This window comes from Pseudomonas sp. PGPR N4, assembly GCF_059693665.1.
In genome coordinates this window covers 254,627-277,711 of sequence record NZ_JCAUKV010000001.1, presented here as the reverse complement: position 1 = coordinate 277,711, position 23,085 = coordinate 254,627, and the positions used below count along the sequence as shown (strand labels likewise).

Below are 23,085 nucleotides of genomic sequence, written 5' to 3'. Positions count from 1 at the left end.
CATGATCGAGGTAACCGAGGTTTCCATTGCCGAGCTGCGCGCCGCGCTCGAAGCTGGCCGCACCACAGCGGTCGAACTGGTCAAGGCCTACCTGGCACGCATCGATGCCTATGACACGGCCGACAGCGCCAGCGCGCTGAATGCGGTCGTGGTGCGCAACCCAGAGGCGATCGCCGAAGCCCAGGCGTCCGATGCTCGCCGTGCTCGTGGTGAAAGCCGCGGCCCGCTGGAAGGCATCCCCTACACCGCCAAGGACAGCTACCTGGTCAAAGGCATGACCGCCGCCTCCGGCAGCCCGGCATTTGCCAAGCTGGTGGCGCAACGGGACGCCTTCACCATCGAGCGACTGCGCGCCGCCGGTGCGGTCTGCCTGGGCAAGACCAACATGCCGCCGATGGCCAACGGTGGCATGCAGCGCGGTGTGTATGGCCGCGCCGAGAGCCCGTATAACGCCGCCTACCTGACCGCACCGTTTGCCTCCGGCTCGTCCAACGGTGCCGGCACCGCCACCGCCGCGAGCTTCTGCGCATTTGGCCTGGCTGAAGAAACCTGGTCCAGTGGCCGCGGCCCGGCCTCGAACAACGGCCTGTGCGCCTACACGCCATCGCGCGGGGTGATCTCGGTGCGCGGCAACTGGCCGCTGACACCTACCATGGATGTGGTGGTGCCGTTTGCGCGGACCATGCACGACCTGCTGGAAATCCTCGACGTGGTGGTGGCCGACGATGCCGACACCCGTGGCGATCTGTGGCGCCTGCAGCCGTGGGTGCCAATTCCCAAGGCATCGGCGGTACGCCCGGCGTCCTATCTTGATCTAGCGCAGGATGCCAACTCGCTGCAGGGCAAGCGCTTCGGCGTGCCACGCATGTACATCAATGCCGACGAACTCGCCGGCACCTCGGAAAAACCCGGCATCGGTGGCCCGACCGGCCAGCGTATCCACACTCGCCCAAGCGTCATCGCGCTGTGGCAGCAGGCGCGCCAGGCGCTGGAAGCCGCCGGCGCCGAAGTGATCGAGGTGGACTTCCCGCTGGTGTCCAACTGCGAAGGCGATCGCCCGGGCGCGCCGACCGTCTACAACCGTGGCATCGTCAGCAAGGAGTTTCTCCACGACGAGCTGTGGGAGTTGTCCGGCTGGGCCTTTGACGACTTCCTGCGCGCCAACAACGACCCCAAGCTCAACTGCCTGGCCGATGTCGACGGGCCGCAGATCTTCCCGCACGACCCGGGCACCCTGCCTAACCGTGAAGACGACCTCGCGGCCGGCATGGACGAATACGTCAACATGGCCAAGCGCGGCCTCAAGAGCTGGGATCAGATCGACACCGTTGCCGATGGCCTGCGCGGCCTGGAGCAGACGCGCAAGCTCGACCTGGAAGACTGGATGGACCAGCTTGGCTTGCACGCCGTGCTGTTCCCGACGGTGGCCGATGTTGGCCCCGCCGATGCCGACGTCAATCCAGCCTCGGCCGACATTGCCTGGAGCAACGGCGTCTGGGTTGCCAACGGTAACCTCGCGATCCGCCACCTGGGCGTGCCGACCGTAACCGTGCCGATGGGTGTGATGGCCGATATCGGTATGCCGGTCGGGCTGACGTTTGCCGGCCGTGCCTACGATGACTCGGCCCTGCTGAGCTTCGCCTGCGCCTTCGAGTCGACCGGCTCGCGCCGCATCGTGCCGCCGCGCACTCCGGCACTGGGCTGAACCACGCGCTGCCGATTGACGCCCTCGCGATAATTCAACAGAATGTTAAAAATTGACATTTTGTTGAATTATCCATGCCCGCTGCACACATTCTTCGTGAACGCCAGATCGTCCTCTCCACGCTGAAAGCCGCCATCGCGGCAATCGGCAGCGTTGCCGGGCGCAATATGGAAATCCTCCTGCACGACCTCGACCAGCCCGAGCAATCGGTGGTCGCCATCGCCAATGGCCTGCTGTCCGGGCGCGTGGTCGGCAGCCCGATCCTTGCCGCGCCGGAGCAGGACCAAGGCTTCAAGGCCCTGATGCAGGCGGCCAACCAGCCTGGCTGCGAGCCGGTGATCCTGCCCGACTACCCCACCGTGATCAAAGGCCGCACCCTGCGCAGCGCCACGGCGATCCTGCGCGACAGCGAAGGGCAGCCGTTCGCCAGCCTGTGCATCAACGTCGACAACAGTGGGCTGGATGCCGCCCTCGCCTTTCTCACCCAGCTGCAGCCACTGACTGCCGCGCCACCTGCAGTGGCGGTGGTTGAGGACGCGGCCGACATGGCGCTGCTGATGACCCAGATCATCGACAGCGCCCTGGCTTCATCTGGTCAGGGCCGGCTCACCAAGCAGGCCAAGGTCGAGGCCGTGCGCCTGATGCAGGAGCGCGGCCTGTTCATCGTCAAGGGTGGGGTCGAGAAGGCCGCAGCCGCGCTCGGCGTGACCCGCTACACCGTTTACAACTATCTGGAGCAGCTGCGTGGCGAGCCCACTGCAGCGCCCCGCCAGCCATAATCCAGCGGAGATCAGCATGCCTTTGCACATCCACACCCCCTTGATCGAATCGCGGCCGATGTCGCTCGCCGCTGGCCGTTCGATCTGGCTCAAGCTCGACGCCCTGCAGCCGTGCGGCTCGTTCAAGCTGCGCGGGGTTGGCCACGCCTGTGAGCAACACCATGCTCGCGGTGCGCGTCACTTTGTATCGTCGTCGGGCGGCAACGCCGGGCTGGCGGTGGCCTATGCCGGGCGCAGCCTGGGCGTGCCGGTGACCGTGGTCGTCCCCGAGACCACCAGCGAGCGGGCCAGGGAGCTGCTGCGCCTGGAGGACGCCAAGGTCATCGTCCACGGCGGCTCCTGGCAGGAAGCCAACCAGCTGGCGCAAACCCTGGTCGGCGCCAATGATGCCTTCATTCATCCATTCGATGACCCGCTACTGTGGACGGGCCACGCCAGCCTGATCGACGAAGTCGCCGCTGCCGACTGCAAGCCCGATGCGCTGATCTTGTCGGTCGGTGGTGGCGGCTTGCTCAGCGGTGTAGTCGAAGGCCTCAAGCGCAATGGCTGGGACGATGTGCCGGTGCTGGCGGTGGAAACCACAGGCGCGGCGTCATTTCACGCTGCAGTCGAGGCTGGTCACACGGTCGAGCTGCCGGCACTTAGCTCCATCGCCACCTCCTTGGGCGCCAAGCGGGTAGCGGAGCAAGCGCTGGAATGCGCGCGCAGCCATCCGGTTGAAAGCCATTTGGTCACGGACCGCGAGGCGCTGCGGGCTTGTGAGCGCTTCCTTGCCGATCACCGTCTGCTGGTCGAGCCGGCCTGCGGCGCGGCCTTGGCGCTGGCCTATAAAGCCGAAGCGCTGGGCAACTACTGCAAGGTGCTGGTGGTGGTGTGCGGCGGGGCTACGGCGACGCTTGAGCAGATTCAGCTGTGGTTGGCTGCGCAATAGCTCATTCCAAGCGCGTAAAAAAGCCCGTGACGAGCACGGGCCAAGAGCACCACCGCAGAAAACGTCAGTTACTGGCCATCAATGATCCATCTCGTCCTTGGTGACCTTGCCGCTGTACGGGTCAACATGGAAGTCGTACTTCATGCCATCAGCCTTGACGCCCTCGCCTTCCCAATGGCCGTCGTCGGCCTCGATCTTGGTGATCTGGGTGTAGCCGGCGGCCTTGAGGCTGGCTTCGGCCTGATCCTTGGTAACTTTCCAGTCGGCGCCAGGCTGGTCAGCCCAGGCTGCGCTTGCGCCCAATGCACCTACCAGAGCGAGACCTGTGAACAGTCGAGTCATCGATTTCATCGTTAACGTCCTTTTTGCATGAAGGTATTTGCTGCGACCGGTCGAGTACGGCGAAGGTTCACTCCTTGTGCAAGGCGTCTTCACGGTGCATTGCCAGGTGCCCGGTCTTGGCACTTTTGACCTCGTATTGCGGCTCATCCTTCGAGCAATGGCGCTGCCTGCCCATGAACTCGACATCGTGCAGATGCACCTTGGTCACCGTGCCATGGATGACTCCGGCCTCGGAATTCCAGCGCACCGTGTCGCCCACTTTGTATTTTGTGCTCATCGGTTGATGCCTCCTCACGACCGTCATATCTGTCTGTTTTACTAGGCCTCAGCTGCGGGAAATAATTCCTCGCCGTTCGCCCAATGGCGACAACAGGCGCAGGGCGACACACAACTCTGACGAAATGCGTCTACGACCCTTTCGATATGCGGCCAGTGAAGGCACAATGCGTGTCCTTTTTTTGGCCGGCCTGGCCGGGGGCCTTAAATGATCAAGACGCCGTACTACCTCATCGACAAACAGAAGCTGCTGGGCAACCTCGAGAAGATTGCCTACGTGCGCGAACACTCCGGCGCCAAGGCGCTGCTGGCACTCAAGTGCTTTGCCACCTGGTCGGTATTCGACCTGATGCAGCAATACATGGACGGCACCACTTCGTCCTCGCTCTACGAGCTCAAACTGGGCCGGGAGAAGTTCGTCGGCGAAACCCACGCCTACAGCGTGGCCTGGGCCGATGACGAAATCGAAGACATGCTCGCCAACTGCGACAAGATCATCTTCAACTCGATCGGCCAGCTGCAGCGCTTTGCCGAACAGTCCGAAGGCAAGGTCCGCGGCCTGCGCGTCAACCCGCAGGTGAGCAGCTCCGATTACCTGCTGGCCGACCCGGCGCGCCCATTCAGCCGCCTCGGCGAGTGGGACCCGGAGAAGATCGAGCAAGTCATCGGCCAGATCTCTGGGTTCATGTTCCACAACAACTGCGAGAACGGCGACTTCAGCTTGTTCGACAAGATGCTTGCGCACATCGAAGAGCGCTTTGGCCATCTGCTGCACAAGGTCGAGTGGGTCAGCCTCGGTGGCGGTATCCACTTCACCGGTGCCGACTATGCGCTGGACGAGTTCTGCGCGCGCCTCAAGGGCTTCTCCGAGAAGTACGGCGTGCAGGTGTACCTGGAGCCGGGCGAAGCCGCCATCACCCAGAGCGCCTCGCTGGAAGTGACCGTGCTCGACACCCTGTACAACGGCAAGAACCTGGCCGTGGTCGACAGCTCGATCGAAGCGCACATGCTCGACCTGCTGATCTACCGCCTCGACGCCAAGATGGCCCCCAACGATGGCGCGCACAGCTACATGGTGTGCGGCAAGTCGTGCCTGGCCGGTGACATTTTCGGCGAGTACCAATTCGATCGTCCGCTGGCCATTGGTGATCGCCTGTCGTTCATCGATGCGGCCGGTTACACCATGGTCAAGAAAAACTGGTTCAACGGTTTGAAAATGCCGTCCATTGTGGTCAAGCAACTCGACGGCAGCGTCGAAGTGGTCCGCGAGTTCGGTTTTGAAGACTACGTTTCCAGCCTGTCGTAAGTCAGGCCTTCAGTAAGGAGCAAGGGATAAATTGAAGAAGAACGTTCTTATCATTGGTGCAGGAGGTGTCGCCAAGGTGGTGGCCCACAAGTGCGCGCAGCATAACGACGAACTCGGTCGTATTGCCATTGCGTCGCGGAACATCTCCAAATGCCAGGCCATCATCGACAGCGTCAAGGCCAAGGGCAGCCTCAAGGTTCCCGCCGATATCCAGGCCTTCTCGCTCAATGCACTCGATATCGAGGCGACCAAGGCACTGATCCGCGAGACCGAATCGCAGATCGTGATCAACGTCGGCTCTGCATTCCTCAACATGTCGGTGCTGCGTGCCTGCATCGATACCGGCGTTGCCTATCTGGACACCGCCATCCACGAAGAGCCGGGCAAGATCTGCGAGACCCCGCCGTGGTACGGCAACTACGAGTGGAAACACCTCGAAGAATGCCAGGACAAGAACATCACAGCCATTCTCGGCGTCGGTTTCGACCCGGGTGTGGTCAACAGCTATGCCGCACTGGCACAGCAGCAATACTTCGACCAGATTGACTCGATCGACATTCTCGACGTCAACGCTGGCTCGCATGGCAAGTACTTCGCCACCAACTTCGACCCGGAAATCAACTTCCGCGAGTTCACCGGGCAAGTGTGGAGCTGGCAGAACAGCCAGTGGACCAGCAATACCATGTTCGAGGTCAAGCGCACCGACGACCTGCCGGTGGTCGGTTCGCAGAACCTGTACCTGACCGGTCACGACGAAGTGCACTCGCTGTCGAAAAACCTCGGCGTGCCCAACGTGCGCTTCTGGATGAGCTTCGGCGAGCACTACATCAACGTCTTCACCGTGCTGAAAAACCTTGGCCTGCTCTCCGAGCAACCGGTCAAGACCGCTGAAGGCCTTGAAGTGGTGCCGTTGAAAGTGGTCAAGGCAGTGCTGCCTGACCCGTCCTCGCTGGCGCCTGGCTACACCGGCAAGACCTGCATCGGTGACCTGGTCAAGGGCAGCAAGAACGGCCAGCCGCGCGAAGTGTTCATCTACAACGTGGCTGATCACGAAGAAGCCTACGCCGAGACCGACAGCCAGGGCATCTCCTACACCGCAGGCGTGCCGCCAGTGGCGGCGGCGTTGCTGGTTGCTCGCGGCGAATGGGACGTCAAGCGCATGGCCAACGTCGAGGAGCTGCCAGCCGAGCCGTTCCTCAAGGCGCTGGACGTGATGGGCCTGCCGACCCGTATCAAGGATGAACACGGCGATCGTCCCTGGGACGCTGAAGCCTAAGCAGTAACACGAAGGGGCGCCATGATGGCGCCCCTTCTGCATTGCGGGTTGTGCTGATCAGGGCTTGAGGTCAGGGTCAGTGGTCTGATGGTCCTGGCTGACCGGGTCGATATCATCCGGGTTGGCCGGGTCCTGGCGCTTGTCGATGGCCGGTGGCGGGGTCAGCTGGAGAATCTCGCTGGTGTAGGCCCACTCCTCCTCGACCCGCTCGGGACTGTCGTTCAGATGCGTGCCGTACGATGGGATGATCTGCTTGATCTTGTCCTGCCACGGCGCGCTCGCGAGTTTGTCCTTGAACACCTTGTTGAGCAGATCGAGCATGATCGGCGGCGCAGTCGAAGCGCCCGGCGATGCACCGAGCAGCCCGGCGATACTGCCATCCTTGGACGCGACCACTTCAGTGCCGAGCTTGAGCACCCCGCCCTGGTTTTCGTCTTTCTTGATGATCTGCACGCGCTGACCGGCCTGCCACAGGCGCCAGTCTTCTTTCTTCGCCTCGGGGAAGTAAGTCTGTAACGCTTCGAAGCGGTCGTCATCGGACTGCAGTACCTGGCCAACCAGGTACTGCACCAGGTCGAATTCACGCACGCCAACACGCACCATCGGCCAGGTGTTGTGCAGGCTCATGCTGGCCATAAGATCGAACAGCGAGCCCTGCTTGAGGAACTTGGTCGAGAAGGTCGCGAACGGGCCGAACAGGATCATCCGCTTGCCATCCAGCACACGGGTATCAAGATGCGGCACCGACATGGGCGGCGCACCGGTTGCCGCGATGCCGTAGGCCTTGGCCATGTGGCGCTCGGCGATAGCTGGATTGTCGGTCACCAGGAACGAGCCACCCACGGGGAAGCCTGCGTAATCCTTGGCCTCTTCGATGCCGGACTTCTGCAGCAGCGGCAGCGCTGCGCCGCCAGCACCGATGAACAGGAACTTGGCATCGGTGGCCGACTTGCTGCCATCCTTGAGGTTCTTGTACTCGACGTGCCAGGAGCCATCGTCGTTGCGGCTGATGTCCTGCACTTCGCTGGAGAGCTTGAGGCTGAAGTTTTCGCGTGACTGCAAATACCCTACGTACTGGCGGGTAATTTCACCAAAGTTGACGTCGGTGCCGAGCGGCGTCCAGGTCGCCGCCAGCTTCTGATTGGGGTCGCGCCCTTCCATCATCAACGGCACCCATCTTTTGATCTGGGCAGGGTCTTCGGAATACTGCATCCCTCTGAATAGCGGGCTGGCCTGGAGCGCGTCGTAGCGTTTTTTCAGGAAGCGAATGTTGTCATCGCCCCAGACGAAACTCATGTGCGGCGTTGAATTGATGAACGAGCGTGGGTTTTTCAACACGCCGTTCTTGACCTGCCAGGCGAGGAACTGGCGAGTGATCTGGAACGACTCGTTGATCTCCACCGCCTTGGTGATGTCGATCTTGCCGTCTTTCTCGGGGGTGTAATTGAGTTCGGCCAGCGCAGAGTGCCCAGTGCCGGCGTTGTTCCAGCCGTTGGAGCTTTCTTCGGCGACCTTGTCCAGGCGCTCGACCATCTCCATCGACCAGCTCGGCTCCAGTTCGTTGAGCCAGATCGCCAGGGTCGAACTCATGATCCCGCCGCCAACCAGCAAGACGTCCACCCGCTTGGTTTCGGCAGCCTGGGCATTGGCCAGCCCACAACTGAGGGTGAAACCTGCGAGCAGCAGTTTCGAGGTGTTCGTGATCGTCATGTGGTTCTCCAGCGAGGCCAGACGCGCCTCTGTCTGTAGGTGAATGAATGACCCAGCCTTATCAGTGTTAGCCCAGGTTGGGTGCTGCCTCCACTCAGGGGTGTCTGGTTTCGAGGCGAGCCAGGCGGGATCAGTTCAACCGAGTGTCCGGGGTCGTCTCTGGCCGGTTTAATCTGAACGCGCCGGGACAGAGCCAGTCCCAACCTTCATCCACGTATCAATGAAGGAGAAACCGATGGCCATCACCGTAAGTGACTTTCTCGTCGAGCGTTTGCGCCAGTGGGGTGTCACGCGCATCTTTGGCTACCCCGGCGACGGCATCAACGGCGTGTTCGGCGCCCTGCGTCGGGCCGGCTCGATCGAATTCGTGCAGTGCCGCCACGAAGAAATGGCCGCGTTCATGGCCAGCGCACATGCCAAGTTCACCGGCGAGCTGGGAGTGTGCATCGCCACCTCCGGGCCCGGCGCCTCGCACCTGCTGACCGGTCTGTATGACGCACGCATGGACCATATGCCGGTCCTGGCCATTGTCGGCCAACAGGCGCGCACGGCGTTGGGCGGGCACTACCAGCAGGAGTTGGACCTGGTGTCGATGTTCAAGGACGTCGCCGGCGCCTTTGTTCAGCAGGCCGCCGCGCCGTCGCAGGTGCGACACCTGGTCGACCGCGCCGTGCGCACCGCCATCGGCGAGCGCAAGGTCACTGCATTGATCCTGCCCAACGACTTGCAGGAGCTGGCTTATGAAGAACCAGCCCGGGTCCATGGCACGCTGCATTCGGGTATCGGCTTCAGCAAGCCCAAAGTAGTTCCGTACGATGCCGATCTGCAGCGCGCAGCCGATGCGCTCAATGCTGGCAAGAAAGTTGCGATTCTGGTCGGTGCCGGCGCCTTGCAGGCGGGTGAGCAGGTGCAGGCAGTTGCCGAAAAACTCGGTGCAGGTGTTGCCAAAGCCCTGCTCGGTAAAGCGGTCCTGCCTGACGACCTGCCCTGGGTCACTGGCTGCATCGGCCTGCTCGGCACCGAACCAAGCTTCAAGCTGATGGAGGAATGCGACACTTTGCTGATGATCGGCTCGGGCTTCCCCTACGCCGAGTTCCTGCCCAAGGAGGGCCAGGCTCGGGGCGTGCAGATCGACCTTGCCCCAGACATGCTTAGCCTGCGCTACCCGATGGAAGTGAATCTGATCGGTGATGCCGCCGACACCCTCGCAGCCCTGCTGCCACTGCTGGAAGAAAAAACCCAACGCAGTTGGCAGCACAAGGTCGAAGGCTGGCGCAAGGATTGGGACAAGAAGCTGGCCAAGCGAGCGCTGACCTCTGCCGACCCGATCAACCCGCAGCGAGTGGTGCACGAATTGTCGCCACGCCTCCCCGACAACGCCATCATCACCAGCGATTCCGGCTCGTGTGCCAACTGGTTTGCCCGCGACCTGCAGATCCGTAAGGGCATGCAGTGCTCGCTCTCCGGCGGGCTGGCGTCCATGGGCGCAGCGGTGCCCTATGCGATTGCCGCCAAGTTCGCCCATCCGGAGCGCAGCGTTGTCGCGCTGGTAGGTGACGGCGCGATGCAGATGAGCAACATGGCCGAGTTGATCACCGTGGCCAAGTATTGGCAGCAATGGGGCAATGGCCGCTGGATCTGCGCGGTGTTCAACAACCAGGACCTCAACCAGGTGACCTGGGAGCAACGGGTGATGGAGGGCGACCCGAAGTTCGCCGCCAGCCAGGACATCCCTGATGTGCCCTATCACCTGTTCGCCATTTCGATCGGCTTGAAGGGCATTTATGTAGGCCGCGAAGAAGACGTCGCGCCCGCCTGGGAAGAAGCCCTGGCCAGTGATGTGCCGGTGGTGATCGATTTCCGCACCGACCCGGATGTGCCACCGCTGCCGCCTCATATGACCCTTGAGCAGGCGAAGAAATTTGCCTCGGCATTGCTCCAGGGCGATCCCAATCAGGCCGGGATCATCAAGCAGACTGCCAAGCAATTGCTCAGCGGCGTACTGCCTAAACGCGATTGATGCCTATGCCCTGAAGCCGCTGCGGCGCATTTGCCGCAATGGTTTCAGGGCCATTTGGCAATTGCCGACGGCCAACACTTGCAACCAGACCGATCTACAAATACTGTATGAATATTCAGTACATCGAGATCGACTAATGGAGCTCATCGCCAAGCTCGGCATCCTTGCCGACGCCGCCAAGTACGACGCCTCGTGCGCCAGCAGCGGCGCGCCCAAGCGCAGCTCGCGCGGCCGCGACGGGCTTGGTGCGACCAATGGCATGGGCATCTGTCACAGCTACACGCCGGATGGCCGCTGCGTCTCGCTGCTCAAGGTGCTGCTGACCAACTTCTGCCTGTACGACTGCCAATACTGCGTCAACCGCCGTACCAGCAACGTGCCGCGGGCGCGCTTCACCCCTGAAGAGGTGGTGCGGCTGACCCTGGATTTCTACCGGCGCAACTGCATCAGCGGGCTGTTTCTCAGTTCCGGCATCATTCGCTCGGCCGACTACACCATGGAGCAGTTGATCGAAGTTGCCCGGCTGCTGCGTGAAGAGCACGAGTTTCGCGGCTACATCCACCTCAAGACCATCCCTGACGCTGACCCGCTGCTGATCGAGCAAGCCGGTCGCCTGGCGGATCGGCTGAGCGTGAATGTCGAACTGCCCACCGATGAAAGCCTCAAGCGCCTGGCCCCGGAAAAACAGGGCCACACCATCCGCCAGGCCATGGGTACTATCCAGCGCGGTCAACAGGCCGTAGCTGGCGAGCCGCGGGCGCCGCGTTTTGCCCCCGCAGGGCAAAGTACCCAGGTCATTGTCGGCGCTGATGACACCGATGACCGGACCCTGCTTGGCAATTCCGAATCGTTGTATCAGGGGTTTGGCCTCAAGCGCGTGTATTACTCGGCCTTCAGCCCGATCCCCGACAGCCCTGGCAGCGTGCCGCTGGCCGCCCCGCCATTGCTGCGCGAGCACCGTCTGTACCAGGCTGACTTCCTCATGCGCGGTTACGGCTACAAGGCTGGCGAGCTGCTCAGCCAGGCTGGCAACCTGGACCTGGATATCGACCCCAAGCTAGCTTGGGCGCTGTCCAATCGCGAGGTGTTCCCGCTGGACCTCAACCGCGCCGAGCCCGCCTTGCTCGCGCGGATTCCCGGCATTGGCCTGCGCAGCGTCGAACGCTTGGTAGCTCTACGCCGGGAGCGGCGCATACGTTATGACGACCTGATCCAGCTGCGCTGCGTACTAGACAAGGCGCGGCCTTTCATTGTCACCAGCGACTATCGCCCGGCGCAGGCCGATTTGCGCAGCGGCCTGCTGCGAGCGCGCCTGCGCGAACCGCAAGCGCCAGTGCAGATGGGCCTGTGGGGATGATCGCGCTCGACTGCGACCAGCAATTCAGCCTCTGGCGCGAACAGGCGCGCGCGCTGCTCGGGCATGGCATCGATCCCGCCGACGTCACCTGGGCGCAAGGGCCGATGGACGATCTGCTGGCAGTGCCGGCGCCCCTGCCAGAGGGCCCGGGGCCGTTTCGGGCAAAGGTGCCAGCGGCGTTGCTGGCGCAGCTGGAACAGGCCTCGCGCTACTGCGGCGAGCAGCGCTGGAACCTGTTGTATGAAGTGCTCTGGCGGGTCGCCCATGGCGATCGTACCGCCATGCTCCCCGGCGACCGCCTCGGCAGCGAGCTGCACCGGCGGATCAAGCAGGTCAGCCGCGAAGCCCATCACTTGCATGCGTTTGTGCGCTTCGTGCCGCTGCCGGCAGCACTGGCTGCGCAGCTGCAACTGGACCTGGTCGCCTATCATCAGCCGGCCCACGACATTCTTGAAAGCGCCAGCGGCCACTTTGCCGAGCGCCTCGGCCGCCAGCGCTGGTTGATCGCCACCGACCGCGACGGCATTCGCTTCGACGGCCATACACTGGACTACCGGCGCCACTGCCCCGAGCCCTGGCGGCAATGGGCGCAGCACGCCGACGACCCCGGTGCGGATCTGTGGCGCACCTACTACCGGCACATCTTCAATCCGGCCCGGCTCAACCCCGATGCAATGCGCATGCACATGCCGGGCAGGTTCTGGCGGCACTTGCCCGAGGGCATGCTGATCCCGCAACTGATGGGCCAGGCCCGACAAGGCAAGCAGCGCGATGGCCAGGCGCTGGAAGTTGCTCAGCAGGCCGGCAAACGTATCGGCAAAGGCAAAGACTGAAACGGTCGCGGCACCCACTGCATCTACTGATCAGCCAAATGTGAAAAATTCATTGGATTTTTTGCAGCCCTTGGCTATTGCTGCGCGGAAAATCCTGACAAACTAATTGTTAATGTTTCTCATAAGCATAAACATTTACTAAAAAGACCGTCAGGAACCGCAACCCATGTCGCGCCTTATCCCGCAACGTCGTTTCAGCCCGTCGCTTACTCTCTTGGCTTCCGCCATCTGCATGGCCAGCATGGCCCATGCCGTAGCCGAAGAAGCCGTCAAGCCCAAGGATGGGGCGCAATCGACTGTCATGGAATTAGGCGCAACCGAAGTCAGCTCGGACCGGCTGGGCAGCAGCACCGAAGGCTCCCGCTCCTACACCACAGGCGCCATGGCCACGGCGACCAAACTGCCGCTGACCATGCGCGAGACGCCACAGGCAGTCACGGTGATTACCCGCCAGCGCATGGACGACCAGGCGATGACCAGCATCAATGACGTGGTCAAGGCCACGCCGGGGCTGTTCCTCAACTTCTCCAGTGGCCCTGGCCGGCAGACCTATACCGCGCGTGGCTTCGACATCGACAACATCATGTACGACGGGATCCCCAGCGGTTACTCGGGCTGGACGGCCGGGGTGCAGCCAAACCTGGCGATGTTCGACCGGGTGAAGTAGTACGCGGCGCCACAGGTTTGGTGACCGGCGCGGGCAATCCGTCGGCGGCGATCAACATGGTACGCAAGCGGCCCTTGGCCGAACAGAAAGTCACCCTGACCGGCGCTGCCGGCAGCTGGGACGACTACCGCGGCGAGGTCGATGCCTCCAGCCCGCTGAACGACAGCGGCACTCTGCGCGGCCGAGTGGTCACCTCCTACCGCGACGCCAACAGCTTTGTCGACGATGCCGAAGAAAGCCACGGCCTGTTCTACGCGGTGACCGAAGCGGACCTCAGCGAGGACACCACGCTGACCGTAGGCCTGTCGCACCAGAAGGACAAGACCAACTACTTCTGGGGCTCTTCGATGGTTGGCCTCGATGGCCACCACCTCGACCTGCCGCGCTCGTACAACCCGAGCACCGACTGGGAGAACAAGGACCAGGAAATCAACACGGTGTTTGCCGAACTGCGCCAGCGCCTGGCCAATGACTGGAAGCTGCAGGTCAATGCCAATTATGCCGAGCAGAATGCGCTGTTCTCGGGCTCGTATCAGTCGCGTTGGACCGGCACTACGCTGGGTCGAACGGTTTATCAGTCCAAGCACGATGAAAACCAGGCAGGCGTGGATGTGTTCGTCAGCGGCCCGTTCCAGGCGCTGGGGCGCAGCCATGAACTGGTGGTCGGCACCAGCCGCCGCATCTACGACAAGACCAACCACAACTACAGCCCATACGACCCCAACTGGCCCATCAACGCCGGCAAACCGAACTTCCTGCATACCACCAACGACCGCTCCGTCACGACTCAAGACGGCCTGTACATGACCACCCGCCTAAGCCTGGCCGACCCGCTCAAGCTGATCCTCGGCGGCCGGCTGGACTGGTATGACTACGATGACAAGGATGGCCAGGGCGATTACAAGGTCACCCGCAACGTGACCCGCTATGCCGGCCTGATCTACGAGCTCAATGACAATCACTCGGTGTATGTCAGCTACAGCGATATCTTCCAGCCACAGACCGAGCGCGGCTCAAGCAATTCGCCGGTGCGTCCGATTGAAGGCAAGAACTACGAGGTAGGCATCAAGGGCGAGTACTTCAACGGTGCCCTGAACGCCAGCCTGGCGGTATTCCGCGTCGACCAGGAAAACCGTGCGGTGGAAGTGCTCGACCGTACTGTCTGTTCGTCGACTCAGCTTACCTGCTACGAAGCCTCTGGCGAGATCCGCAGCCAAGGTATCGACATGGAGCTGCAAGGCGCACTCACCGACAACTGGCAGATCGGCGGCGGTTACACCTATGCTCGCACCCATACCACCAAGAATGCCGCGCAGCCGGCGCTGGTCAACAAGCAGTTCGACACGGACACCCCTGAGCATCAGTTCAAGATCAGCACGACCTACCGTTTCCAGGGCCCTCTGGAAAAACTGCGAGTCGGCGGCAGCGTCAACTGGCAGAGCCGGATGTACAACGACATCGCATTGGTCGACGGTGGCAACTACCGTCTTGAACAAGGTGCCTATGCAGTCACCGACGTGATGGCCGGCTATCAGGTCAACCGCAACCTCGACCTGCAGCTCAATGCCAACAACATCTTTGATCGCAAGTACTACTCGGCGATCTCGCAATCCTGGCAATACGGCGGCGATGTCTATGGCGCGCCGCGCAACATGATGCTGACCGCCAAGTACAGCTTCTAAGCGAAGACGTGCAAGGGCCACACGCCAGATTCAACCTGGCGCGTGGCCCCTGCCTGCATCAGGCGACGCGGTGTTCGTCTTTGATCAGTTTTTTCTGCGCCTGCATGGCGTCGCCCAGTTGCTCAAGAGTTGCCTTGTCGAGCAGCTCCTTGGCGCGCGGGAACATATCCGACTCCTCCTCTTCGATGTGATGCTCGAGCAGTTCCTTGAGCACCTTCATCCGCCCTGAAAACTCCAGGGTATCGGGTGGCGTCTTGAGCAAGTCAGGCAATACCAGCGCATCCACCGTGCGGTGCTCCTCCTTGGCCTCGTGGTACATCTTGACGTCGTCCTTGTCGCCGGCCTGGGTCAGCGCAGGGTAGAAGATCTCTTCTTCGATGGTGGTATGCGCCTGCAGCTCCAGCTCGATCCGCGCCAGCAGCTCGGTGCGCTTTTTCAACGCCCGTTCAGTGGTGTTGGACAGCTCTTCGAGCAGCTTTTTCACCGTCTTGTGGTCTTGTTCCAGCAGTTCGATAGCGTTCATTCAGCACCTCATCAGTACCCGGTTGGAATCACGGCGTCGCGTAGGATTGAGTTGCTCGTGTTCGTCCAGGTTCCATACGTTTGCCAGGCGGCAAACGCTGCTGAAAAAAAATCTCGGCATGGATGATAGGTTTTCTCATTCCCATTCGACTTACTCAGCGAAGGGCAGATAAGCCCGCCTGCCACCCACAACGAGATTTCACGCCATGACCGCCCCTTTCCCGGTTGGCCGCCTCAGCGCCAGCCTTCGCAGCGCCCTGCTCCTCTCCACCCTGCTTGGGCTGGGCCTGGCCATGCCCGCCAAGGCTGCCGACAGCAGAGAGCACGATTACCACATCCAGGCCGGCGACCTGGGCACTGCGCTGACCCGTTTCGCTGCAGAAAGCGGCGTGGTGCTGTCGTTCGACCCAGCGCTGACGCGGGGTCTGGCTACGGCTGGCCTGGATGGCAGTTTTGCTTCCGATCAAGGCCTGCAACGACTGTTGCTCAATTCCGGCCTGCAAGCGGTGCGCGAGGGCGACGGTCGTTACTCGCTGCAACCGATCGCACAGGACGGCGCGGCCCTGGAGCTGGGCGCCACCGAAGTGATTTCCAATCAGTTGGGTACCGTCAGCGAAGGCACCGGCTCGTACACCCCAGGCTCGATCGCCACCGCCACCCGGCTGGTACTGACCCCGCGCCAGACGCCACAGTCGATCACCGTGGTCACCCGTCAGCACATGGATGACTTCGGCCTCAACAGCGTCGACGACGTCATGCGTCACACCCCGGGCATTACCGTTTCAGCCTTCGACAGCGAGCGCAGCAACTACTACGCGCGCGGCTTTTCGATCAACAACTTCCAGTACGACGGCATCCCCTCGACCGCGCGCAACGTCGGCTATTCAGCCGGCAACACCCTCAGTGACATGGCCATCTACGACCGCGTCGAGGTGCTCAAGGGCGCGACTGGTTTGCTCACCGGCGCAGGCTCGCTGGGTGCGACCATCAACTTGGTACGCAAAAAGCCTACGGCCGACTTCCAGGGCCACGCGACGCTGGGCGCAGGCTCGTGGGACAACTACCGCAGCGAGCTGGACGTCAGCGGCCCGCTCAACGACAGCGGCAACGTGCGTGGGCGAGCGGTAGCGGCCTATCAGGACAAGCACTCGTTCATGGACCGCTACTCGCGCAAGACCCCGGTGTACTACGGCATCCTTGAGTTCGACCTGTCGCCAGACACCCTGCTCACCGTCGGCGGCGACTATCAGGACAGCCTGCCCAAGGCCTCGTCGTGGTCAGGCAGTTTCCCCCTGCTCAACGCCCAAGGCCAGCACAACAACATCTCGCGCTCGTTCAACAATGCGGCTGACTGGAGCAGCTGGGAGCAGTACACCCGCACCGTGTTCGCCATGCTCGAGCACAACTTCGACAACGGCTGGGTGAGCAAACTGCAGGTCGATCACAAGATCAATGGTTACCACGCGGTGATGGGCACCATTCAGGGCACCACGCCGAATGCCGACGGCACCTCGGCGATCGTCCCCGGCAAGTTCACCGGCGAGACTGTCAGCGACTCGGCCGACCTGTATGCCTCCGGCCCGTTCAGCCTGTTTGGGCGTGAACACCAACTGGTGGTCGGCGGCTCCATCGCCCACTCCAACTGGGATGGCAAAGGCTACTGGAACTACACCCTGCGCGAGCCCAACGTAGTCGACTTCAACAACTGGCACGGCAACATTGCCGAACCGGACTGGGGCAGGCCTTCGCAGCGTACCGACGATACCGTGCGCCAGACCGGCGCCTACTTCACCACCCGGCTCAACATCACTGACGACCTGAAAGTGCTGCTCGGCGGTCGGGTGGTCAACTACACCATCAGTGGCCTCGACCCGACCTACAAGGAAAGCGGCCGCTTCGTGCCCTACGTCGGCGCCATCTACGACCTCAACGACACCTACTCGGTGTACGCCAGCTACACCGATATCTTCATGCCGCAGGAAGCCTTCAATCGTGATCGCGACAACAAGATGCTCGAGCCGGACGAAGGCCAGAACTACGAGATTGGTCTGAAAGCCGAGTTTCTCGATGGCCGCCTGAACGCCAGCGCCGCTTACTTCGAGGTGCATGAGGACAACCGCTCGATTTCCGATGACGAATACAACGATCGCGTGCCCACGCCAGACAACTATGCCTTCAAGGGCACTCAGGCAGTCACCAAAGGCTACGAGATCGAAGCGTCCGGCGAGCTTGCGCCGGGTTGGCAGGTCCAGGCCGGCTACACCCACAAGATCGTGCGTGATGACAACAACCTGAAGATCTCCACCTTCGAACCTGAAGATCAGGTCACCCTGTACACCAGCTACAAGCTGACCGGTGCACTCGACAAGCTGACTATCGGCGGCGGCGCGCGCTGGCAGAGCGTGGCTTGGCAGGACATCTACAACACGCCGCAGGCGCGCTACGAGGAGTTTTCGCAAAAGGCCTACTGGCTGGTCGATGCCATGGCCCGCTACCAGTTCACCAAGCAGCTGTCCGCGACCGTCAATGCCAACAACCTGTTCGACAAGACTTACTACACCAACCTCGGCTTCTACAAAGCCGGCGCCTACGGCGAACCGCGCAACTACATGCTGACCACTCGCTGGGACTTCTGACCGCGCCCCGAGGACGTGGCGCCCGCAACGGGCGCCCTGGTGCGGCAGGCTGCCGTCGGTCGCCCAATCATGAGCCTCCTTGCACGCTTGCATGATGCAGACTAATAGTTAATGCATCTGCCTGGGGAGGCACTCGACATGCAGCCGCGCTTTGTTGTGGTTCCGGCTATGCCAAAAGAAAAACCGTGCCCGCAGCACGGTATTCGTCTTTTTACAGGGGCGGCCTGCAGCGGCTTCAACCTGTATGACAACGTCGAAAAGCTGCGATTGCAACTGACCTTCAATCAGCGAGCTGAGGCTGAAGCGGAGTGCTCGCGGCTTAACGTGAGTGCGCCTGGCTGAAACGTTCAGGGCTTGCCAGGCAACGTTCCGGGCTCGTTCTGACTGCGCCAACGCTGCAGGTTGTGCATGACCCACTGCGCGGGCAACGGCCCGGCGGCCACCTCTTGCATGCTCGCCGCCAGCCGCTGGCGCAGCTCGGCCACGTTGCATGGTGCATTGTGCGACACGGCCAGGTACAAACCCTCGGCAGATACCGGCGGCTCAAGCATCTGCAGCTTGTGCTCCACACCCAGCGTGCGCGCCAGTGCCATGCCGGGATAGCGTTCGAACAGCACGTAGTCGTTGCGTTTGTGCAGCAGCTTCTCGAACGCCTGGTGGGCGCTGGGCACGGCTTCCAGGTTGAGATTGGCGCTGGCGAAGTCATCAAACGCCTGGCCGTGGCTGTTGTTGACCAGGGTGCCGCCACTGCGTCCTTTCAGGTCGTCCCATTTGACGTAGGCAAAGCCGTCATCACGACGGACCCAGACCATACTGGCGGTGGTCAGAAAGGCCGGCTTGATGAAGTCCATGGTCTGTTCGCGCGTTTGCGTGATGAACAGACCGGCAAGCAGGTCGATACGGCCGTTGCGTACCTGCTCTTGCGCCCGCGACCACGGCCCGCTGTAGACCACGGCGATGTCGATGCCCAGTTGCCTGGCCACATGCTGGAGCAAGTCGACATTGGCGCCGATCAGCAGTGCCGGGTTGTCCGGGTCGCGCCACAGGTACGGTGGATATTCCGGATTACCGGTAGCGGTCAGGTGCCGACAGTCGTCCGCTGCCATCGCAGCCATCGGCAGCAGCAGAATCAGCGACAACAGGCAACATCGCCAGCGACAGCGACAGCGACAGCGACAGCGACAGCGACAGCGACAGCGTTCGAGCATTGGCGACCCTCGGCAAGGATGACGGTGCGTCTGCCCAAGCAATCCCGGCAGACTGACGACGCCCCGTCAGTCTGGCCCAGAATTGCCCGGGCGCCAATGCGCGCGTGGCGGGTTTGCATGCCGCAAGTCAATCGTTGGCAACAATCCCGTCAATAGGTGGCTCGGCCGCCACTGAGGTCGAACACGAAGCCGGTGGTGAAGCTGCACTCTGGGCCGGCGATCCAGGTGACCATGTTGGCGATTTCTTCGGCCTTGAGGAACCGCCCCATGGGGATCTTGGCCTTGCTCGCGTCGATGTGCTCTTGGGTCATCTCGGCCATCAGTGGCGTCTCGACCATGGCAGGTGCCACACAGTTGAGCAGCACCCCGTCCTGCGCCAGCTCCTTGGCTGCAGCCTTGGTGAAGGCGATCACACCAGCCTTGGCCGCCGAATAGCCGGAAATGTACTGCACGCCATCCTTGCCGGCCATCGAGGCGATATTGACGATGCGGCCGTAGCCGCGTTCGCGCATATGCGGGATGACCGTGCGGCAGCAATAAAACACGCCGTTCAAGTCAATCGCGATGACCTTGTCCCAGGCTTCTACCGGATACTCCCAGGACGGCAGCACCGGCCCGTTGATGCCGGCGTTGTTGACCAGAATATCGACCCGGCCCAGGTTCTCGATCAGTTCGGCAAAGGCCGCCTCGACCGAAGCCAGCGAGGCGACATCGACGGCCTGGTACATTGCGGGCTCGAAGCCAGCGGCAGTGCTGTCCCAGCTATCCACCGCCAGATCCCAGATGACGATACGGGCGCCTTCGGCATGCAGCCGGCGGGCAATGGCCAGGCCGATGCCGCGCATGCCACCGGTCACAATCGCGGTTTGTCCTTCGAGGTGCAGGCTCACGGTGTTGCTCCTTGGTTGAGATTACAGGCGGTGATGGCCGCGGCTCAGGCAAAGCCGAACAGCCGGCGTGGGGTGTCCCACATGATCTCGCGGCGCAGTTGCGGGTCTGGCATCAGCCGCTCGGCAAGCTTGAGCAGCGGGCCGTAGTCGATCCGCGAGTGCTGACGAATGAACGGCCAGTCCGAGCCCCACACGCAGGCGTTTGGGCCGAATGCCTCGATCAAGGCCTGCACATAGGCATGGCTCTGGGCGTGCAAGGCATCGGCCGCGGCAAACTTCTGCATACCCGACAGCTTGACGCTGGCGCGCCCGGAATGCGCCAGCTTGAGCAACGCCTGAAAGCCCGGTTGCCCTACCCCGGCCGCCGCGTTCGGCCGGCCACAGTGATCAATCAGCAGGCGCACCGGGCTACGTTCGAGCAGCCCGTGCAGCTCCAGCAACTGGTCATCACACACCTGAATCTGGGCAAACATGCCCAACTCGGCCAGCTTGGCCAGACGTGCTTCGGCACCATCCATGGTTTGCAGGCCGTACAGCGCCGGGTTGAAGGCAACCCCAACTACGCCCTGGGCGTGCAGCGCAGCCAAGGCGTCGAGGCTGATAGCGTTGTCGACCACCGCAATGCCCTTGAAACGGCCCTGACCAGCTGCCAATGCCGCCAGCAGACAACGGTTGTCGGTGTGGTAGCCACTGTTGGGGCCGACCAGTAAGGCATTGCATACGCCGTAGGCAGCCATGACCTCCTCCCACTGCGTCAGCGTGGCCACTTCCTGGCCGGAGGGCGCATACGGCGCATCGGGGTGATAGGGGTAAGCTACTGGATCAAACAAATGGTTATGGCAGTCGATCTTTGGCTCGTCGAAAATACTCATGCGTTTCTCTCTCCAGACGCCGCAGCGCGGGCCGGCAAATCTTGGTATTGTCGCCACCGACATGGCGCCAGGCAGGAGCTAACGATACTGCGCAGCCGCCACCAGCGCTCATACCTGGATGAGCAAGACCATAACCAAAGGTAATGATTATGCCCTCAGACCGACCGAGCGCAGATCACATGCTGTTCAAGCTGCGGCACATGGAAGTATTCCGCGCGGTGATGCTGACCGGCTCGATCAGCGCCGCGGCCAAGCTGCTCTATGTCTCGCAACCAGCGGTGAGCAAGCTCATGGGCTACATCGAAGGGCGCCTGGGTTACCGCTTGTTCGAACGGATCAACAATCGCCTGGTACCGACCGGCGAGGCGCAGGTCCTCTATCGTGAAGTCGAGCGGGTGTACCAAGCTGCGTTGGTAGTCAACGACTGTGCGCTGGCACTGGCCAGCGGTGCCCAGCGCACCTTGCGCCTGTGCTGCAGTGCCTCGCTGTCGACCGTGGTCATCCCGGCAGCGCTGGCCCAGCTCAAGCGCGAGGTGCCGGCGCTGAATATCGAATGGCAGACCACGCTCATGGTCGAGATGGCCAATCAGATCCTGTCGAAAAAGGTCGACCTGGCCATCGCCGCCCTGCCGCTGCCGCACGACCACCTGCACTCGGTGCCCTACATGCGCGGGCGCATGGTTGCGCTGATGCCGTTCGACCACCCGTTGGCGCATCACCCATCCCTGTCATTGCAACAACTGCAGGGCTATCCCCTGCTGCTGTTCCGCCCGGACATGGCATTCGGTCAATTGCTCGGCGAGGCCTTCAGCCGCTGCGGCGTGCAGCTTGATTCGCTGTTGTCGTTCACCAATGCAGTGGAGGCCGTGGCACTGGTCAAGCAAGGCATGGGTATGACCATCATCGACGAGTTCGTGGCCCAGGACAGCGGCCTCAAAACTGTGCCGCTAAGTGATGAGATCAGCTTCGATATCAGCTTTGTCTACTCGCGCTTCGAGCCACCAGCCCAGGCCACGCTGCAGTTGATGCGTATCTTGCAGGCGCAGGCAATGCAGCTGGGCCGGGCGATCGAACCAGTCGAACCGGCGCTCACCTGAGCTACGGGCGATAGCGCATCGCCTCGACAAAGGCGGTAAATGCTGGCGAGGGCTGGCGCCGATTCGGGTAATAAAGGTGAAAGCCCTGAAAGTACGGGCACCAGTCCGCCAGCACTTCCTGCAAGCGCCCCTCAGCGATCAGTGGCGCCGCCAGGGCGTACGGCACGTAGCCAAGGCCGATACCGTCAACCGCGCTGTTGAGCACGTGCATGATGCTGTTGACCACCAACTGGCCCTCGCCCTTCACGGTAAAGGCCTGGCCATCCTTCTCGAACTCCCACGCATAGATCGATCCAGCAGGGCGGTGGCGGATATTCAGGCAGCGGTGCTCAGTGAGCTGGTGTGGCGTCTGCGGTATGCCGTGAGCGGCGAAATACTCGGGTGAAGCAACCACCGCAAGGCGCCAGTCCGGGCTGATGCGCACGGCGATCATGTCCTTGCTGATCGACTCGCCCATTCTGATCCCGGCGTCGAAACGCTGCTCGACCACGTTGGTGAAGCCGTAGTCCACCATCAGCTCCAGGGTGATATCCGGGTAGGTCTGCAGAAAGGCCTTCAGCTTGGGCCGGATGTAGAGATCGATGGCGTCATCGGTGCAGGTGATGCGCAGGGTCCCGGCAGGCTTGTCGCGCAGCTCGCCGAGCGCCTCGACCTGCTCGGCAATCTGCTCGAACAGCGGCGCCAGCGACTGCAGCAAGCGCTGCCCGGCCTCGGTGGGCGCGACATTGCGGGTAGTCCTGGCCAGCAACCGTACGCCCAGGCGCTGCTCCAACGCACGCATCGCATGGCTCAACGCCGACGGCGTGACGCCCAGCTGGGCCGCTGCCTTGGTAAAACTCTGTTCCTGGGCGACAGCGATGAACGCTTGCAGGTCGTTGATCTTGGCGTGCTTCATTGCTGAGATTTTCTCACAACCACATTCAGATTCCCTCTACTAATCAGCAGACGCTCTATCAGTCAAGATTTAAACCACGAC

General features: G+C 62.1%; 19 protein-coding genes and 1 pseudogene. 12 read left to right on the top strand and 8 right to left on the bottom strand.

The annotated features are described in order from the left end of the window. Window position 1 precedes the first annotated feature (1 nt). The 3 genes from AC58X1_RS01160 to AC58X1_RS01150 all read left to right on the top strand — a co-directional run bounded on the left by AC58X1_RS01160 (window position 2) and on the right by AC58X1_RS01150 (window position 3,415). Window positions 2-1,705 (top strand): amidase, encoded by a 1,704-nt coding sequence (locus AC58X1_RS01160; protein ID WP_259074066.1) that lies wholly within the window; start codon window positions 2-4, stop codon window positions 1,703-1,705. A gap of 74 nt (window positions 1,706-1,779) precedes the next feature. Then, window positions 1,780-2,484, top strand: coding sequence for a helix-turn-helix transcriptional regulator (locus AC58X1_RS01155; protein ID WP_497428140.1), 705 nt, complete (start codon window positions 1,780-1,782; stop codon window positions 2,482-2,484). A gap of 16 nt (window positions 2,485-2,500) precedes the next feature. Further along, window positions 2,501-3,415 (top strand): pyridoxal-phosphate dependent enzyme, encoded by a 915-nt coding sequence (locus tag AC58X1_RS01150; protein WP_497428139.1) that lies wholly within the window; start codon window positions 2,501-2,503, stop codon window positions 3,413-3,415. A gap of 78 nt (window positions 3,416-3,493) precedes the next feature. Here AC58X1_RS01150 and AC58X1_RS01145 read toward each other — a convergent pair whose 3' ends face one another. Continuing rightward, window positions 3,494-3,766: a PepSY domain-containing protein gene (locus AC58X1_RS01145; protein ID WP_101318720.1), complete on the bottom strand. Its 273-nt coding sequence runs from the start codon at window positions 3,764-3,766 to the stop codon at window positions 3,494-3,496. Window positions 3,767-3,824: 58 nt separating this feature from the next. Next, on the bottom strand, window positions 3,825-4,034 hold the full coding sequence (locus tag AC58X1_RS01140) for a hypervirulence associated TUDOR domain-containing protein (RefSeq protein ID WP_150569495.1): 210 nt from the start codon (window positions 4,032-4,034) through the stop codon (window positions 3,825-3,827). A 207-nt stretch (window positions 4,035-4,241) separates the two neighbouring features. On the opposite strand from AC58X1_RS01140, the gene AC58X1_RS01135 reads away from it, so the two are divergent. Continuing rightward, window positions 4,242-5,339, top strand: coding sequence for a carboxynorspermidine decarboxylase (locus AC58X1_RS01135; RefSeq protein ID WP_101318716.1), 1,098 nt, complete (start codon window positions 4,242-4,244; stop codon window positions 5,337-5,339). Between the two features lie 31 nt (window positions 5,340-5,370). After that, the gene (locus AC58X1_RS01130; RefSeq protein WP_101318714.1) at window positions 5,371-6,615 is read left to right on the top strand and encodes a saccharopine dehydrogenase family protein; all 1,245 of its coding nucleotides are present in this window, start codon (window positions 5,371-5,373) and stop codon (window positions 6,613-6,615) included. A 57-nt stretch (window positions 6,616-6,672) separates the two neighbouring features. On the opposite strand, the gene mqo is transcribed toward AC58X1_RS01130, so the two are convergent. Further along, complete coding sequence (gene mqo / locus AC58X1_RS01125) at window positions 6,673-8,325, bottom strand: malate dehydrogenase (quinone) (RefSeq protein ID WP_497428138.1); 1,653 nt, start codon at window positions 8,323-8,325, stop codon at window positions 6,673-6,675. A 235-nt stretch (window positions 8,326-8,560) separates the two neighbouring features. Between mqo and AC58X1_RS01120 the strand changes: the two genes are divergently transcribed. The 4 genes and pseudogenes from AC58X1_RS01120 (at window position 8,561) to AC58X1_RS01105 (ending at window position 14,884) form a co-directional block, all read left to right on the top strand. Further along, window positions 8,561-10,345: a thiamine pyrophosphate-requiring protein gene (locus AC58X1_RS01120; protein WP_497428137.1), complete on the top strand. Its 1,785-nt coding sequence runs from the start codon at window positions 8,561-8,563 to the stop codon at window positions 10,343-10,345. Between the two features lie 136 nt (window positions 10,346-10,481). Then, window positions 10,482-11,702 carry a putative DNA modification/repair radical SAM protein gene (locus tag AC58X1_RS01115; protein ID WP_101318708.1) on the top strand — a complete coding sequence of 407 codons (1,221 nt, stop codon included), beginning with the start codon at window positions 10,482-10,484 and terminating at the stop codon, window positions 11,700-11,702. Further along, window positions 11,693-12,535, top strand: coding sequence for a TIGR03915 family putative DNA repair protein (locus AC58X1_RS01110; RefSeq protein WP_150572918.1), 843 nt, complete (start codon window positions 11,693-11,695; stop codon window positions 12,533-12,535). The genes AC58X1_RS01115 and AC58X1_RS01110 overlap by 10 nt, the downstream gene beginning before the upstream one ends. 166 nt (window positions 12,536-12,701) lie before the next feature. Then, window positions 12,702-14,884, top strand: a pseudogene (locus AC58X1_RS01105) (TonB-dependent siderophore receptor). Window positions 14,885-14,942: 58 nt separating this feature from the next. On the opposite strand, the gene AC58X1_RS01100 reads toward AC58X1_RS01105, so the two are convergent. Next, window positions 14,943-15,407: a PA2171 family ribosome-binding persister protein gene (locus AC58X1_RS01100; RefSeq protein ID WP_101318702.1), complete on the bottom strand. Its 465-nt coding sequence runs from the start codon at window positions 15,405-15,407 to the stop codon at window positions 14,943-14,945. A gap of 205 nt (window positions 15,408-15,612) precedes the next feature. On the opposite strand from AC58X1_RS01100, the gene AC58X1_RS01095 reads away from it, so the two are divergent. Together AC58X1_RS01095 and AC58X1_RS01090 are read left to right on the top strand one after the other, a co-directional pair. Then, the gene (locus AC58X1_RS01095) at window positions 15,613-18,042 is read left to right on the top strand and encodes a TonB-dependent siderophore receptor (protein WP_497428136.1); all 2,430 of its coding nucleotides are present in this window, start codon (window positions 15,613-15,615) and stop codon (window positions 18,040-18,042) included. 138 nt (window positions 18,043-18,180) lie between these two features. Continuing rightward, window positions 18,181-18,384 (top strand): hypothetical protein, encoded by a 204-nt coding sequence (locus AC58X1_RS01090; RefSeq protein WP_150569503.1) that lies wholly within the window; start codon window positions 18,181-18,183, stop codon window positions 18,382-18,384. A 5-nt stretch (window positions 18,385-18,389) separates the two neighbouring features. Here the strand turns inward: AC58X1_RS01090 and AC58X1_RS01085 are convergent, their stop codons facing one another. The 3 genes from AC58X1_RS01085 to AC58X1_RS01075 all read right to left on the bottom strand — a co-directional run bounded on the left by AC58X1_RS01085 (window position 18,390) and on the right by AC58X1_RS01075 (window position 21,012). Continuing rightward, entirely contained in the window at window positions 18,390-19,157 is a 768-nt protein-coding gene (locus AC58X1_RS01085; protein ID WP_497428753.1) for a substrate-binding periplasmic protein, read from the bottom strand. Between the two features lie 242 nt (window positions 19,158-19,399). After that, window positions 19,400-20,140 (bottom strand): SDR family NAD(P)-dependent oxidoreductase, encoded by a 741-nt coding sequence (locus AC58X1_RS01080; protein ID WP_497428135.1) that lies wholly within the window; start codon window positions 20,138-20,140, stop codon window positions 19,400-19,402. Window positions 20,141-20,184: 44 nt separating this feature from the next. Beyond that, on the bottom strand, window positions 20,185-21,012 hold the full coding sequence (locus AC58X1_RS01075) for an amidohydrolase family protein (protein WP_497428134.1): 828 nt from the start codon (window positions 21,010-21,012) through the stop codon (window positions 20,185-20,187). 143 nt (window positions 21,013-21,155) lie between these two features. On the opposite strand from AC58X1_RS01075, the gene AC58X1_RS01070 reads away from it, so the two are divergent. Continuing rightward, window positions 21,156-22,109, top strand: a complete 954-nt coding sequence (locus tag AC58X1_RS01070; protein WP_150569507.1) for a LysR family transcriptional regulator — start codon at window positions 21,156-21,158, stop codon at window positions 22,107-22,109. Window position 22,110: 1 nt separating this feature from the next. On the opposite strand, the gene AC58X1_RS01065 is transcribed toward AC58X1_RS01070, so the two are convergent. After that, complete coding sequence (locus AC58X1_RS01065; protein ID WP_150572925.1) at window positions 22,111-23,004, bottom strand: LysR family transcriptional regulator; 894 nt, start codon at window positions 23,002-23,004, stop codon at window positions 22,111-22,113. Window positions 23,005-23,085 lie beyond the last annotated feature (81 nt).